This is a genomic window from Vagococcus coleopterorum (assembly GCF_011303955.1).
Lineage (GTDB): Bacteria > Bacillota > Bacilli > Lactobacillales > Vagococcaceae > Vagococcus_D > Vagococcus_D coleopterorum.
Window position 1 is genome coordinate 132,286 of record NZ_CP049886.1, and the last position, 14,462, is coordinate 146,747.

14 protein-coding genes are annotated in these 14,462 nt (G+C 37.5%); 5 read left to right on the top strand and 9 right to left on the bottom strand.

Annotated elements, in window-relative coordinates; translation table 11 throughout:
• Positions 1-7 precede the first annotated feature (7 nt).
• Together G7081_RS00685 and G7081_RS00690 are read right to left on the bottom strand one after the other, a co-directional pair.
• A complete protein-coding gene (locus tag G7081_RS00685; protein ID WP_166006466.1) occupies positions 8-343 on the bottom strand; it encodes a PepSY domain-containing protein in 336 nt (111 codons plus the stop codon).
• Between the two features lie 47 nt (positions 344-390).
• Positions 391-945 carry an NUDIX hydrolase gene (locus G7081_RS00690; protein ID WP_166006468.1) on the bottom strand — a complete coding sequence of 185 codons (555 nt, stop codon included), beginning with the start codon at positions 943-945 and terminating at the stop codon, positions 391-393.
• Between the two features lie 153 nt (positions 946-1,098).
• On the opposite strand from G7081_RS00690, the gene pepA reads away from it, so the two are divergent.
• Genes pepA through ytpR form a run of 4 tightly spaced genes read left to right on the top strand, consistent with a single transcriptional unit; the run spans position 1,099 to position 3,626 of the window.
• A complete protein-coding gene (gene pepA, locus G7081_RS00695; protein ID WP_166006470.1) occupies positions 1,099-2,175 on the top strand; it encodes a glutamyl aminopeptidase in 1,077 nt (358 codons plus the stop codon).
• A 9-nt stretch (positions 2,176-2,184) separates the two neighbouring features.
• Positions 2,185-2,502 carry a thioredoxin family protein gene (locus G7081_RS00700; RefSeq protein WP_166006472.1) on the top strand — a complete coding sequence of 106 codons (318 nt, stop codon included), beginning with the start codon at positions 2,185-2,187 and terminating at the stop codon, positions 2,500-2,502.
• A gap of 15 nt (positions 2,503-2,517) precedes the next feature.
• Positions 2,518-2,982, top strand: coding sequence for a universal stress protein (locus G7081_RS00705; RefSeq protein WP_166006474.1), 465 nt, complete (start codon positions 2,518-2,520; stop codon positions 2,980-2,982).
• A 17-nt stretch (positions 2,983-2,999) separates the two neighbouring features.
• On the top strand, positions 3,000-3,626 hold the full coding sequence (gene ytpR / locus G7081_RS00710) for a YtpR family tRNA-binding protein (protein WP_166006476.1): 627 nt from the start codon (positions 3,000-3,002) through the stop codon (positions 3,624-3,626).
• Positions 3,627-3,680: 54 nt separating this feature from the next.
• Here the strand turns inward: ytpR and G7081_RS00715 are convergent, their stop codons facing one another.
• From G7081_RS00715 to G7081_RS00740, 6 genes are all read right to left on the bottom strand, one after another.
• Complete coding sequence (locus G7081_RS00715) at positions 3,681-4,655, bottom strand: ETX/MTX2 family pore-forming toxin (RefSeq protein ID WP_166006478.1); 975 nt, start codon at positions 4,653-4,655, stop codon at positions 3,681-3,683.
• Between the two features lie 621 nt (positions 4,656-5,276).
• Positions 5,277-6,221, bottom strand: a complete 945-nt coding sequence (locus G7081_RS00720) for a 3'-5' exoribonuclease YhaM family protein (RefSeq protein ID WP_166006480.1) — start codon at positions 6,219-6,221, stop codon at positions 5,277-5,279.
• 13 nt (positions 6,222-6,234) lie between these two features.
• Positions 6,235-8,862, bottom strand: a complete 2,628-nt coding sequence (locus tag G7081_RS00725) for an ATP-binding protein (RefSeq protein ID WP_166006481.1) — start codon at positions 8,860-8,862, stop codon at positions 6,235-6,237.
• Between the two features lie 15 nt (positions 8,863-8,877).
• Positions 8,878-10,095: a metallophosphoesterase family protein gene (locus G7081_RS00730; RefSeq protein ID WP_166006483.1), complete on the bottom strand. Its 1,218-nt coding sequence runs from the start codon at positions 10,093-10,095 to the stop codon at positions 8,878-8,880.
• Positions 10,096-10,184: 89 nt separating this feature from the next.
• The gene (locus G7081_RS00735; protein ID WP_166006485.1) at positions 10,185-10,535 is read right to left on the bottom strand and encodes a YlbF/YmcA family competence regulator; all 351 of its coding nucleotides are present in this window, start codon (positions 10,533-10,535) and stop codon (positions 10,185-10,187) included.
• Positions 10,536-10,606: 71 nt separating this feature from the next.
• Positions 10,607-12,739, bottom strand: a complete 2,133-nt coding sequence (locus G7081_RS00740) for a PBP1A family penicillin-binding protein (RefSeq protein WP_166006487.1) — start codon at positions 12,737-12,739, stop codon at positions 10,607-10,609.
• A 191-nt stretch (positions 12,740-12,930) separates the two neighbouring features.
• Between G7081_RS00740 and G7081_RS00745 the strand changes: the two genes are divergently transcribed.
• Positions 12,931-13,797 carry an RluA family pseudouridine synthase gene (locus tag G7081_RS00745; protein ID WP_166006489.1) on the top strand — a complete coding sequence of 289 codons (867 nt, stop codon included), beginning with the start codon at positions 12,931-12,933 and terminating at the stop codon, positions 13,795-13,797.
• 29 nt (positions 13,798-13,826) lie between these two features.
• Here the strand turns inward: G7081_RS00745 and G7081_RS00750 are convergent, their stop codons facing one another.
• Complete coding sequence (locus tag G7081_RS00750; protein WP_166006491.1) at positions 13,827-14,285, bottom strand: arginine repressor; 459 nt, start codon at positions 14,283-14,285, stop codon at positions 13,827-13,829.
• Between the last annotated feature and the right edge of the window lie 177 nt (positions 14,286-14,462).

Here is a 14,462-nt window from a genome sequence, read left to right on the forward strand (position 1 = left end):
TCTTTTTTTATGCTTCTAATGGGTAGATATCAATTAATGCCCCTGTTTTAGCATCTGCGATAAATTCATATTGCGTGAAGGTGTCGCCATCTTTACAAGTGAAGCCGCCTTTATAAACTTCTGTTTCAATTCCTAAACGGTCAATCACTTCTTTATCAGATTGGATCCAAGAGCCTTCAATTTCTTGTTGTTCAGTAAACCGTTCTTTAATTTCCGATAAGACATTCGTTGTTTTAGCATCGAAGACTTCCTGACTTTTCTTCATTAAGCTAACACCTGCTAGACTCCCAATGATAGCTCCTAATCCTAGGACAAAACCATATTTTTTTAATTCTTTAGCCATGATGTGGCCTCCTCATTCATTTTCTTAATTATAACATAACCACTATATTAGCTCTCGGAAATCACTTTCAATAATTTTTGATAGACAGGCTTCATGAGCACTTCACCACTTACCTCGATTAATTTATCAAGCGGCCACCATTTTAAATCGTTCGTTTCTTCTTCGTTCCATTCTAAACGTTCAGCTGGATCAGCAACTAATATATAAGAAACATTCAAGTGTTGATGTTCTGCAATGAGTTCTCCATGTTTCAGATGTTCTTTTACAGGCAGGATATCCAAACTAGCAATCTCGTTATTTAAAAACTTGAAATTTGTTAGCCCAGTTTCTTCTCTGGCTTCTTTCAAAGCAACTGCTTTAAAGTCCTCATCCCCATCATTGTGACCGCCCGTCCAACCCCAGGCGTTGTATATTTTATGATGAATCAATAATGTTTCTTTTTTATCAGGTGAAATGATTAGAGCGGAGCTTGTAAAATGATTTTGGCGATTATCTCTTGTAAACAAATCCGCTTCTTGCTGGCAAATAGTTAGTATATCTGACTTAACCTTAGCTTCTTCCACATCACATGGTTGATAGTTTTCAATTAACTGAATTGACATAGGCGCCTCCATTTCTATTAATACTTTAATCCTATCACAGACCAGTCTATTTGATATAAAAAAATAATTGAAAAACTATGAAAACGGCTACATTAGCGTTATAATATAAGTATCAAACGAAAGCGAGGTGAACTCTGCAAAGCAGAGAACTCTATGAACGAAAAAACATTTAACCTAATTAAAAAGATGACTGAAGTTCAAGGTACAAGCGGTTTCGAAGACGACGTAAGAGAAGTAATGACAAAGGAAATTTCTCCTTTTGTTGATAAAATCGAACACGATGGCCTAGGTGGCGTATTCGGTATCCGTAAAAGTAAAGTTGAAAACGCACCAAGAATTATGCTTGCTGCTCACATGGATGAGGTCGGCTTCATGCTTTCACAAATTACTGAAACAGGCATGTTCCGTGTCGTTCCTCTTGGTGGTTGGAACCCTTATGTTGTTTCAGCTCAACGCTTCACTTTAAAAACACGTAAAGGTAACTACCCTGTTATCTCATCATCAGTTCCTCCGCATTTATTACGCGGCACAAGTGGTCCTGCAAAAATCGAAGCCTCTGATATTTTATTCGATGCAGGGTTCTCTTCAAAAGAAGAAGCGGAAGAATATGGTGTGCGCCCTGGCGACAGCATCGTGCCCGTTTCTGAAACAATTAAAACAGCCAACGGTAAAAATATCATCAGTAAAGCTTGGGATAACCGTTATGGTTGTACCTTAGTCATTGAAGTTTTAGAAGCTTTGAAAGATGAAGAACTACCTTTCACATTAATTGCCGGTGCTAACGTACAAGAAGAAGTTGGCTTACGTGGTGCTAAACCTTCAACTAACAAGTTCAAGCCCGATTTATTCTTCGCTGTTGATTGTTCACCAGCAAATGATTTAGAAGGTAAAAAAGATACATTCGGTCACTTAGGCGAGGGTTTCTTAGTTCGTATCTTCGATCCAGGTATGATTACACTAGGTCGCATGCGTAACTTCTTATTAGATGTGGCAGAAGAAAACAAAATTAAACATCAATACTTTGTTTCAAAAGGTGGAACAGATGCTGGTGCCGCTCACCTAGCAAATGATGGTGTGCCAAGTGCGGTTATCGGTGTGGCTGGACGCTATATCCACACTCACCAAACAATGTTCAGCATGGAAGATTATGAATCAGCTAAAGAAATGGTCTTAACAACATTAAGAACTTTAGATGCTGATAAAGTAAACGAAATTATTTACGGAAAGTAGGATTTTAAAATGATTATCCCAACAAACTATGAAGAACTTGCAACTTTAATCGATACAAAAAATACAGTCTTATTCTTTACAGCTGACTGGTGCGGAGACTGCGTCTTCATCAAACCAGTTATGCCTGAAATTGAAGCAGCCTTCCCCGACTACACTTTTATTCAAGTAGATCGTGATGAATACATTGATTTGTGTTCTGATTGGGCTATCTTCGGTATTCCAAGTTTCGTCGTTACACATGACGGTAAAGAAACGGCCCGTTTAGTTAACAAGCAACGTAAAACAAAAGAAGAAGTTATCGCGTTCTTAACAGAAGCAACTAAATAAGAAAGGGTGTTTAGGATGATTGAAAAACAAGAATATCAACGTATCTTAGTTGGGATTGACGGTAGTGATCAAGCTCGAAATGCATTTAACAAAGCTTTAGCCGTTGCTAAACGTAACAATGCTAAAGTAATCGTAGCTCACGTCATTGAAAATAAACTTTATGGAAATATGGGTTACTCTCTTGTGACACCTGACTTAGTTCAACGTGAAACAGATCGTTCAAAAGAATTATTAGCTGAATATAAAGACTATGCACGCGCTCAAGGCTGTGATACAGTAGAAACAGTTTTAGCTTTTGGTTCGGCAAAAGTATTAATGGGAAGTGAACTTCCTGAAGAACACAATGTCGATCTAATCATGGTTGGTCAATCGGGCTTAAGTGCGGTTGAAAAATTCATGATGGGAAGTGTCAGTGACTACGTGATTCGTCACGCACCATGTGATGTCTTAGTTATTCGCCCAGAAGAAAACGAAGAATAGATTTAAAGGAGAGTCTCATGATTTACACTTATAACAAAGAAGCGGTTGGTGACGTCTTAATGGTTACTGTTGCAAATGCAGCAGGTAACAAGGTTGAAGCGGACCGTAAAGAAAATATTGCACGTATTTACGTGACTGAATCAAATGAAACAGTTGGTTGGAACTTTTTCAATGCTAGTGAAGTTTTAACAAACTTAACTGGCAACGGCCAAGTCTTCCCTACTGATTCAGAAAAAGAACAGTTAGATCAAGCGATTACCAAGGCCGGTTTCAATGAAACTATTGCTGATGACCGTCGCCCAAAAATTGTTTCCGGTTTAGTCAAAGAGTGTGTCCCACACCCTGATTCAGATCATTTATCTGTCACTCAAACTGAAGTCGACAACGGCGAAGTCCTACAAATTGTTTGTGGCGCTGCTAATGTTCGTGAAGGTTTAAACGTTGTTGTTGCCAAACCTGGTGCAATGATGCCTGACGGAATGATTATTTGGCCAGGTGCTTTACGTGGTGTGGAAAGTTTAGGGATGTTATGCTCTGCTCGTGAACTTGCTGTTCCAAATGCCCCTGAAGCAAAAGGTATCTTAGAGTTACCAACTGATTACCCAGTCGGCGAAGCCTTCGATGCTGCTAATTACAAGCTTTAAAATAAAAAGCCCCTCTTGTTGAAGTCAACAAGAAGGGCTTTTTATTTTTTTAGATTAATTATTTTTAGTAACTCTAGGACTGATTGTATAAGTTTTGTCTACACTGTTTACATTTTTTTCTAGAGAGCTCACTTTCACATTAAAAGTTGTTCCATAATTGGCTGAGTAAACCCCACTCCCTAATATGTTGTGTGTTTGGGATTCTGTGTCGTAAAAATAACCATCAATTTTAAAGTCATTATCTACATTGTATTTATATACATTTTTCCAAGAGGCATTTATCGGTTTTTTCTTTAACATAATGCCCAGCGTTTCATAAAAAGCGTTTCCTTTTACCATTTCATCATTAGGATCAACTTCACCTATTATCTTAGTTTTACCTGATATCTCCGCTTCATTCAACGAAACATTGACTACAACCGAGCTTTTCGGAGGGACAGTTATTGATTGAGCATCAGCTGTGTATGTATAAGTTTCGGTATCAGTATTGGTCTTTGTACTATTAAGTGAGTACTCTGTTTTCAGAGTTACATCAGTTGAACCAATTAATGGAATACCAAATGATGCTTTCACATCTGAACCTAATTTGAAGCCATGTGTTACTTGAGATGAAATAGTGTGAGTAATTGTTTTAGCAAAGGTATTTGTTTTTAAGGATTGAGGGGTATCAGTATTATTGGTTAAAATAGATTCACCAACAAATAGAGTGGACTGATTTTCTACGACAGGATTGCCATCAGGGAGCACACGGAAATTATCAATTGTTGGGTTAGGTCTTTCAGCTTTAGACCCTTTATATTTATACTCAGAAGGTATCAGTTGTTTACCATAATTGTTTAACATTATTCTAGTAAAATCAATTGGATCCGTTAAAATGCCTTCTGCCCTAGGATTTATATTATTTCTCGTTTCACCCATAGACTCACTCTGAAGATCACCTAATTCAGTGGTACTAGCTATAGAGCTAATAGGCAAACAAAGCGATAAAGACAACAGCGCTAGACCTGTGAGAGTTATTTTTTTATTCATATATATCCTCCTCTATAAGTAAATTACTAGAAAATTAAAATACGCAACAGAAAGACTCATGACAAACTGAGCAATAACACATACACTCCCCCTTTCTTACGCACGAATGCACTTTTATTAGTTGGAACTATTATGCGGTGAAAAGCTTTTAACCCTAATAGATACAACCCAAAAACTAAGTAGGTTGGAAAAACTTAAATAAGTTATTGATTACACAATTTCTATTTCTTTAAAACTATTGAATTTAATTTTATATTTATTAATCACATCATTCGAAATACATACTTTTTTAGAACGGTCTTTATGTGCAAAGAGTAACATGGTTTTATTTCTAACTCAAGACTTTTTCCTGATGAATATAATTATATAACTTGGTAAAATTTAATATAATAACAAGGTTTCCAAATGGATTATTCTAAACTCGAACAATTTAAAAAACATTATTTTAGCCTGACGTTAACTGAAAAATTAATAGGAATCACATCATAAAAATAGAACATCGTGAAACAGTCATTTTTACTCTGAACATTTCAACAGAAGCTATTATGATAATAAAAATCGAATAAAAAAACTGCGGGTCACCGATTAAATATCGGAAACTCGCAGTCTAGTGCTTTTTTATTATTTACTATTAGGTCGATAAAAACGACGGCCATCCATTCCGAATAGTGCATTGGTATACTGACCTGGTTCAACTTGTTCCAAGGCCCCCATCATCATTTGCATTGAGGCATCAATGTTGTCAATTTGATGTAAGACTTCCGCTTCCATAATTCTTGGTCGCACTGGTGAACCGTAATCTAATTGACCGTGATGAGCTAAAATCATATGTTTCAAGACAATCACATCTTCTGATTGTTCATCAATTTTAAGGGCTACACAAGCTTTAGAAATTTCTTCATCCACTATGACAATATGTCCTAATAAATTACCCGCTAACGTGTACTCTGTTCCAATTGGACCAGATAACTCAATAACTTTCCCTAAGTCATGTAGCAAGACACCAGAATATAATAACGACGCATTCAAGGCTGGGTATTCTTTACACAACGATTTAGCGATACGTAACATTGAGACTGTATGGACCGCTAATCCTCCCACAAACGCGTGGTGGAAATTTTTAGCTGCTGGATACTCATAAAAAGCTGTTTGATGTTCTACCAACAAGTGACGAACAATCCGGTTCCAAGTGGCATTAGTTATTTCAAAAATAGTTTGATTAATTTCTTCGGCCAAGTCTTCTTTTTGAACCGGAGATTTTTCCATATACAGCTCTGCTTGGTATGGTTCTTCTTCTGTCGCTAGTCTTAGTTTGATAATTTTAACTTGCGGTGTATTTTGATAAACTTCACGTTTACCATTTAAGAAAACAACTTTCCCTGCTTTGTAGCGTTCAATTTCATCTTCTGTTGCACCCCAAAATTTACCATCAATATTCCCTGAACCATCTTGGAAGGTGAAGGCGATGAATTTCTTCCCGTTTTTCGCTAAGCGAACGTCTGCTTGTTTAATCAAAACAAACATTTCAAATGTATCATCTACTACTAGGTCACGAATTTTTTTCATCCTAACCACTCCTTTATAAGTGTTCTACAACAATTTTTTCTGATTCAGCAAAGTTTAATAGTTCTTGGTCCGATGTTAAGCAGATTACTTGGACAACCGCGCTTATTTCTACTAAGACATTAAATAAGGCGATTTTTCTCGCTTGGTCATAGTGTAACCAACCATCATCAATGATCAACGGTGCAATGTTTGTTCCTTGGTGTAATTCAATAAAGGCCAAACGAACTGCCAGATAAAGTTGATCCCTAGTTCCAGTTGATAACTCACTTAAATGATAACATACTCCCTCACGATTAAAAATAAGGAGCTCATCATTTACAAGGTCACACCTGTGGTACGTTCCTAAAGTTAGACGATTTAATAATAAGCTAGTGGTTTTTAATAAGGCTGGAACACGTTGCGACGAAATTTGATTTAAGACGTCATCCGCCACGACTGAACTTAATTGTAAACTAGCCCAGTCTGAACTTAACTCACGTAACTCATCTTCCAAAGCAGCTTGTTCTTGATAAAGGCTTGCTAAGGAACCATCACTTTCAGCTTGTTTAATAGCGAATCGAAGATGGCGAATAGTTTCATCCAATTCACCTAACTCACTTTGAATAGCACGATAACGTTGACTAAGATCCTGATAGTCTGAACGCAGCTGAACTTGGTTGTAGGAAGCGTCATTATCTAATTCAAAATAAGGTGCTAACTTAGCACTTAGTTGACGTAATTCTTGCTGTGACTCATGGTTAGACAATTGCTCCGCTAAAACCTCTGCATGGTTAGCAACTGATAATTGTGGATGAACTTTTGCTAAGGTTTGCGCCATTTGTTTTTCTTTCGCTTCAATTAAGGCTAATGGCTGTTGCCATTGTTGAGACTGGCTGACTTGTTCCAGCGTTTTTAATTGTTGAATTTGTGTTGCTGAAAATTCTGCTAGATTTTGAAACTTACTGCCAATATCCTGACCTGATGGAATCCAATCTTTCAGCTTAATAAATGCTGTTTCAATTTTTGCCAATTGAACTTGGCTAGCGGTCTTTTTACTTAATAAACTTGTTCGTTCTGAGACCAACGTAGCCAAATGTTGACGTAATGGTAATTGATAAAGCCATTCTTTAACTGTTTGGTTTATATCAAATCCATAGTCAGCTGCTAGTTGTTCCTTAGTCGTTAAGATTGACGTCCATCTACTATCAGCTAGTTTTTTCTTATCTTGAGCTGCGCTTAATTGTGTTAAGGTAACGGCGCCTAATGTGCCAGCGCCACTGTTGATTCGGCGATAAATTACGACGGCAATAAGCCCCGAGACAACCGCTGCCAACCCAAATACTGCTAGCATCCACTGTTGGTTAAGCCAATAGAAAGCGACGCCAACTAACGCAATCAATCCCGGAAACAACCACAACCGTTGAAGTTTACGCTGACGTTTGACTTGTTGCTCCTGATAGTGTTTTCCTTGCTCAACAAGTCTAGCAAATTCAGCTGTTGCTTGTTGCTGTTCATAGCTAAAGTGACGTTCATCTTCTGCTAAGTCAGCTAACTTAGATTCGAGTTGGGAAGGAATTGGCTGCGCTTGCCAATTAGGATTTCCTTCTGACAGTTCTTGAACAGCTGCTTCTTTTTCTCGAAGCTGTTCTTCTAGAGACTCTAGTTTACTAAGCTCTTTTTCCACACTAACACGTTGGTTTAACAAGCGTTGAATGTCTTGCTCTTCTTCTAAATAAAAAGCAACCGCTGGTGATAAAGTTCCTTGAGCAAAGGCCGATTGTTTTAGTTGTTGATAATGTGCTTTTTGGTCAGCTAATTGATTGATTTGAAAGTTTAGTTCTTGTAATTGCGTCACTTCGTCTTGCGACAACTCAAGAGTTGCCGTCTCGTTTAGTTGCTTAACTTGGTAACGATACTCTTCCAACAAACCATAATGATCAAGTTGTTGCTCTTGAAGCATTTTCTTTGTTTCTAACTCTTGAGACAGTTGTTGATTTTTTACAAAGTCTGCTTCTGCTATTTCTAGTTCTTCTTTGTTTTCTTGATAACTACTTTCAGCTTTTTCTTTTAGTTGTATTTTTTCAGTTAATTCTCGGTAACTTAACACCAGTTGATTCAACTTAGGATTACGTCCCGTTTTTTTGTAAAGTTCTTGTTGTGCTTTCTGCCACTCTTCTTGTTGCTCAATGACTTGTTTACTACCGGCTAGCCCAACTACTAACAATAACTCTTGGAGCTTAGTTTCATCTAAGTTTTTGATATTTAGCAGTTGACCTTGTTCTAGGGTATAGACTTCTTTAAAGACTTCTTCCGTTAGGGGGGCTAAAAATTCTGCCACTGAGATCACCATATCTGGTTCAGTCATGATTTGAACCGTCGCTTGATGTTTATTTACATCTTTAAAGCGACTGATTTTAGCTTGCCCAAATTGCGGGTGATTGACCCAAATATGGCCCCCATAACTTCCTCCATCTCTGGGAGTGTAATCACGAACAGCACCTCGTTTAGTAGGAAAACCAAATAAAATAGTTTGAATAAAATGATAAATAGTCGTTTTACCGGCTTCATTATCACCAAAGAATAAGGTCACTTCCTCGCCCAGTTCAAAAATTTGCTGGCGCCATTGACCGAAGCCAACAATTTCTAATTTTTCAATTTTCATTTTATTGACCTCCTTTTAGTCCTCTGTCATCCCTAGATGCCTAACCGTTTTATCGATTGTCTCATTTATAAAATCTTGATTATTTGAAAATAAGTGTTGAAGTTCACTTTGTTTAAATAAATCTGATAATTCACCGGCAAACATCTCTGCCTCGGCGTAGGTCATCGCTTGGTTTAAAACCATTTCTTTCGTGATACCGACTGGCCACTGCATGGGTTTTACTGCTATGTCACTAGACACTTGGTAAAGCCACACTTGATGGTCTGTTCCAACGGCAACTAATTCTCTTAAATATAAAAGCAGTTCTCCTGAAGCAAGTTCTTCCTTCACTAGACTTGCTAACTCTGCCGGTAAGTTTTGGAATTGAACCTCTAAACAGGTCAACAATTCTTGCGACTGCATAAACTCTTTTAATTGTATTTCAGTTATTGCCATTAAGTTAGCCAAGCTTGTAGCCGAACGGCCATCCACAACAACTGTTTCCCAAATTAAGTCCGTCAGTTCTAGCCAACTTTCTTTTAAAGTGTTCCCTTGGTTTTCAACTAAGACGCAACCACGACTAGCTGTTTCTTTTTTCGTATGCCCGACTGGACTACCAGGATAAATAATCAATGGCTCATTAGACAATAATTGCGGTTGATGGATATGTCCCAATGCCCAGTAATCATAGTTTAGTTGTTGCAGCTCTCCTAGTTGGAACGGTGCATACGGGTGATCATTAACACGTCCCACCTGGCCGTGATACAACCCAATATGATACTGACTAATGATACTTCTTGTTGGAAATTCACTGGCTTTGTTGGCCATGATTTTGGGTGATGTATAGGAAAAGGCACTAATTGCAACGGTTTCTCCGGAAGGCAAGGACAAGGTTTTCGTTTCAATCTCTTCACTATTAAAAAGATAAGTATTTTTAGGGAATTTAAACCAATATTTTTCTGCTTGGTAATAATCATGATTCCCGAAAGTTAAATAGACGGGAATTCCTTCTTGATTTAATTTTTCTAAACCCGAAACAAATAACTGTTGTGTTTGAATCGAAGGTTTCGCTTGATGGAAAGTATCTCCCACGATTAATAAAAAATCGACGCGCTCTTCAATAGCCGTTTCGATTAAACTATTGAAGACTTGAGCATTAACATCAACTAGCTTATTTGAAAAAGCTGATGACAGTTTGCCTAATCCTTGAAATGGTTGGTCTAAATGGAGGTCTGCACAGTGGATAAATTTCATAAGAAACTCCTTTCTAAACTTGGGAATGTATGTTCTTATTTTACCAAAAAAAAGAAGCGGATACCACCTTTAGATGGCCCGCTTCTGAATTAGTTTGCTTCTGAGTATAATTCTTGAATAGGTTTCATGATGATACGGTTTAAATCATTTACGATCATGCTGAAGCCTTGTTCTTTTGTCATCATTGCATTGATTAATTCAGACTCCTGAACTTTTTCTGCTAATTCTTGTGCTTCTTTAGCATCTTCCTCAGAGAATTCTAACCCTTGCATTTGTTTTTGTTGTAATTCCATTTGTAATGTTTGGAATTTTTTAAATAAATCATATGAAGGTTGATCAGCTTTCACCGCTTCAAACGCTTCTTGTAATGCTAAAAATTCTGGTAATTGACGAATTTCTCTTTCGATTTGATTCGCGCTATCATAAATATTTACTGACATGTTAGTAACCCCTTTTCATTTTGTATGGCTAAAGTATAGCATTTTCAATCATAAATTTCTATTGATTACTTTTAATTCCAGTAACCACTTAACCGGTCTGTTAGGCCGCCTAGACTGTCTTTCATATTCTTAGCGCCATCCTTTAATTTCTCACCCCAGTAATCAGCACCCTCACGGATTTTACCACCAAAATCAGATAGCTCACCTAATAAATCTTCTGCTTGTTCTTTTGCTTCCTCTTCAACCTTTTTATCTAAACCAATGTCTCTCACGCCGAATTGAGTGTTTGGCGTGTTTGGTAAAATACGTTCAGCTTGGTCTTTAAAGACTGGCGCTACCGCTTGTGGTTGTAGGAAATGATTTTCGCTACTTTGGTCAAAGCCAATCCACGTTGCTAAAACAACGTCTGGTGTGTAACCAATTACCCATTGGTCTTTGGCTTGTTCTTCTGCCATGACACTTTCGGTCGTTCCTGTTTTACCAGCCATTTTAAACCCGGCTGGTTTAGCTGGAACCCCTGTTCCTGAACTGAAGACTCCTAATAACATCCCAGTCATTTCTTCCGCTACTTCAGGCGTTGTCACTTCAACAGATTTAGCATCTTCATTGTCAACAATCACTGTCCCTGTTGCATCGACAATTTTCGTAATGAAATGAGGATCTTTTTTTACCCCTTGGTTAGCAAATACTGTATAGGCACTCGCCATTTTTAACGGTGTTGTTCCTTTGGTCATTCCACCTAAAACTAAACCTGGGTAACGGTCATCTTTTTCTAAATCTAAGCCAAATTTTTCAACTTTATCAAAGCCTTTATCCATACCGATTTTATCAAACAACCAAACGGCAGGCGCGTTTAAACTTTCTTCTAAAGCTTTATACATTGGCACTGTCCCACGGAATGTGTGGTCATAGTTTTCAACATCATAGAAGCTTAATTTTTCATCTTTTAAATCATCCGTTGAACGATAGCCTTCTTCTAAAGCTGATGTGTAAACAGCTAGCGGTTTCATCGTTGACCCTGGTGATAAACGCGAATTTGTGGCACGGTTTAAACCTCGACTGGCTCTTTCACCACGGCCACCCATAACACCCATCACGCCACCAGTTTGGGGATTAATGGCAACCGAAGCCCCTTGAACTTTCACACCATCTGCTGCATCGGGTGGGAATAAATAATCTTGTTTAAAGGATGTATCCATGGCTTTTTGATAATTCTGATCTAAACTCGTGTAAATTTTGTAGCCTTTTGATAACAAGTCTGAATCTTTAATGCCATACAATTTGTATGCTTCATCAATCACCGAATCAAAGTAATCCATATACTGATAACCTTTTTTCGTATCGGTATAATTATCACTTAAGTATAATTCATCCGCTTGCATTTTTTCAGCAGAGGCCTTATCTAATTTACCGTTATCTACCATCACGCTTAAAACCACATCACGACGGTCTTTGGCTAACTCGAAATTATCAATCGGGTTATAAATAGACGGTCCTTTTAACATACCGATCAAAACAGCCGCTTCATCAACGGTTAAATCTTTCGCTGATTTAGCAAAGTATTTATGTGAGGCATCTTCAACTCCCCAAACACTATTACCAAAGTATGAGTTGTTTAAATACATCTCCATGATTTCATCTTTACTGTATTCTTTTTCTAATTCAATGGCTAAGAATAATTCTTTCGCTTTTCTTTTCAACGTTTGGTCAAGTGTTAAGTAAGCATTTTTAGCTAACTGTTGGGTAATGGTACTACCACCACCAGTAATCCGACCTGCCGTAAAGAAGCCAACAGCGGCACGACCAATCCCGCGAATATCAAACCCACGGTGTTCATAGAAACGACGATCCTCAGTTGACACCAAGGCATCCACTAAATAAGGTGACATGGCATTCAACTCAACAGCTGTTCCTTTTTGACTGTATAAGCCACCAGCCTCTTCATCATTAATATCATAGACCGTTGTCACTTGATTAATCCCTGCTTTTAACGCTTCGACATTTTCACTTTTGGCTAAGTAAAATAAATATAAGCTTCCAATTAGGGTTATCGTTAAAACTGTTAATACAAAAACTTTGTTAACTTGATACTTACGCCAAATGTGTTTGCGCTTTGTATTAAACTTACGAAAGCGTGGCTTGAAATTTTGCCAACCTTTCTTAAGTTTTCTTTTTATATTTTTTAATATCTTTTTGATATCCATTTGTCCACCTCGAATATACTAGTTAAAGGATTCTTTCCCCTTTATTTTATCATAGTTTAGATGATTGTAACTATAAAGAGACTTTAGTCTGACTTTCTATCAAAATCATATCATGAAGTTATTGATTCCATGTGTTACAATGCAGAAGCATTAGATAAATTTAAACTTTTAGCAAAGAGGAGCAACTATTAATGAACTATTCATTTACAATTCCTGCTGGCACAGCAGATATGAAATTACAGACCTACCTTGAACAAGAACTCCAACTTTCTAAAAAAGTTCGTCATCAATTACGCATGGATAACGGCGTGAGCGTTAATGGTGACGTCAGCAACTTCCACGTGACAGTGAAAGCTGATGACCAACTTGCCATTGATTTACCAGAAGCCGATTTTCCATTACCAGAAATCAAACTCGGTGATGCTAATTTAGTCGATGTGTTATTTGAAGATGATCACTTAGTTATCGTCGATAAACCTGCTGGAGTAAAAACGCATCACAACACTGAAAATGAAGCGAATACAATGATTAATCATCTTGCGGCTTATTTAGCTGATAAAAACGAAGCACCTTATGTGGTTCACCGTTTAGATCAAGAAACTAGTGGCGCGCTTATTTTTGCGAAGAACCCATTAATTTTACCGATTTTAGATAAATTATTTGAAGCAAAAGAAATTAAACGAACGTATCAAACAGTAGTTGACGGTCGATTACCAAAAGATACGATGACTGTGAACGCTAATATCGGTCGTGACCGCCACAACAACCGCAAACGTATCGTGACGGCTAAGGGTGGACAAACTGCTGTCACTCATTTTGAAACAGTTGAAAAAGATGCGCAATTCGCTTATTTGAACTGTCAACTTGAAACTGGTCGGACTCATCAAATCCGTGTCCATTTACAAAGTATCGATCACCCAATCGTGGGAGACCCTTTATATCATCCACAACCGAATAAAGCTGAACGGATGATGTTACATTCTTACGCGATTAATTTTATTCATCCTTTTACTAAAGAAGAAATCAGCTTAACAACTAAAGCTAATCTTTGGGATTAAAAAAAAGCACCTACTTTTGTAGGTGCTTTTTATTTTAGATAGCTTGATAATTGTTCAGCCAACGTTTCGGCTTCTTCATTTGTATGGGTGATAATTGATAAAGTGTTCGCTCCAGCCAGCGTCCCGGCAACTTCTGGTAATTTCATATCATCAATTTGCGCCGCTAACATATTGGCTGATCCTAAATAGGTTTGGATGATGACCATAAACTGAACCACTGTAATTTTTTCGACTGAGTCCGCAACTGACTCCGCTAATTGATCTAACTGTTGAGGTACTGAAATAATATCGTGAATTAAATAATGACTAGGACCACTGCCATCTTTGCGGCCTTTGACAATTGATAACTCGCGCATATCACGGGAAATTGTTGCTTGCGTCGCTTCCACTCCAACTGTTTTTAACTTTTCCAGTAATTCATCTTGCGTTTCAATTTGATATTGAAGCACCACTTGTTTCACCAAATCTTGTCTTTCAGTTTTCTTCATCTTCAGCCCTCCTCTATTTAGTTATAGTATAGCAAAAAATACGCTTATTTTTGTATATTCTCTAAATTTTATGAATATTTATTAAAAGTAACTAATGTCTAAAGTAAAACCGCCTAACCAATCATAGTAATTCATAGACTTTTTTGCTATAATTAAGCGTATATTTTGAAATTTGCT